Source organism: Lentzea indica, assembly GCF_012184385.1.
GTDB lineage: Bacteria > Actinomycetota > Actinomycetes > Mycobacteriales > Pseudonocardiaceae > Lentzea > Lentzea indica.
In genome coordinates this window covers 1-1,201 of record NZ_VSRL01000557.1, presented here as the reverse complement: position 1 = coordinate 1,201, position 1,201 = coordinate 1, and the positions used below count along the sequence as shown (strand labels likewise).

The following is a 1,201-nucleotide window of genomic DNA, read 5'->3' as shown; positions in this document are numbered from 1 at the left end:
CCTCCGGCCGGAAGGCGCGGGTGAAGCTGTCCACGAACAGCAGCGCGGCGGGTTTGCCGACCGCCGTGCGCAGCGCTGACCGCAGCGCACGGCGGGACGCGAAGGCGGGGATGGCTCGGCGGGTGGTGATACCACCCAGCCACGCGGCCACCTTGCCAGCGGTCCGCGCAGAACCGCGTTGAGCGGCCGGGCGAGGAAGCCTGCGAGCACGGACGTGGCGGGCAACCAGCCCAGCGAGTAGTGCGAGCGCGGCCGGAGCCTGCCCCGGTAGTGCTGGTGCAGGAACTCGGCCTTGTAGGTGGCCATGTCCACCCCGGTCGGCAGTCGGTGGAGCACGCCTTGCACGACAGGCACAGGTCCAGCGCGTCCTTGACCTCCTTGGCACGCCAGCCGTCCCGCACGACGTCGCCGCGCACCATCTCCTGCAGCATCCGGGCGCGGCCACGGGTGGAGTGGTTCTCCTCCCCCGTCGCGCGGTAGCTGGGGCACATCACGCCGCCGGAGCTGCCGCGGCAGCGGCCGACGCCGACACAGCGCTGGACCGCGCCAGCGAAACCGTCCTCGTCGTGGGGGAACGCGAACAGCGTCGGGCGGCCTTCTGGTCGCGGGGTGCCCAGCGCGACGCCGGGGGACGAGAAGAGCATCGGACGCCCTTGCGATCGCGGGACGTCCAGCGCGAGGTCAGCGTCCACAGCGGACGGTGCCACGATCACGCCGGGGTTCAGCAGGCCGTCCGGGTCGAAGATCCGTTTGAAGGCCGCGAACGCCCCGATGATCTCCTGGCTGTACATGACGTCGAGCAGTTCGCTGCGGGCCCGCCCGTCGCCGTGCTCGCCGGAGAGCGTGCCGCCGTGCCGGACCACGACCTCGGCGGCCTCGCGCAGGAACCGGCGGGTGGCGTCCCTGCCCTCCTGGGTCGCGAGGTCGAAGTCGATGCGCACGTGGACACACCCGGCACCGAAGTGTCCATAGAGGACTCCGGTGAGCCGGTGCGCGGCCAGCAAAGCGCGGAAGTCGCGCAGGTAGGCGGCCAGGTTCTCCGGCGCTACCGCCGCGTCCTCCCAGCCGGGCCACGACACGCCGCCGTCCGACCAGCCGGGCGGCCAGGCCGGCACCGTCCTCGCGGACCCGCCACAGGGAACGCCGCTGGGCCTCGCTGTCCACCGACCCGTCCGTCGAGCATGCGGCCGCGTGCCTTCAG

1 protein-coding gene is annotated in these 1,201 nt (G+C 72.9%); it reads right to left on the bottom strand.

Going from position 1 to position 1,201, the window contains the following annotated elements:
- Positions 1 to 1,115, bottom strand: a 1,115-nt coding sequence (locus FXN61_RS49560; protein WP_312878600.1) for an FAD-binding and (Fe-S)-binding domain-containing protein, incomplete at its 3' end; no start/stop codon positions are given.
- Between the last annotated feature and the right edge of the window lie 86 nt (positions 1,116 to 1,201).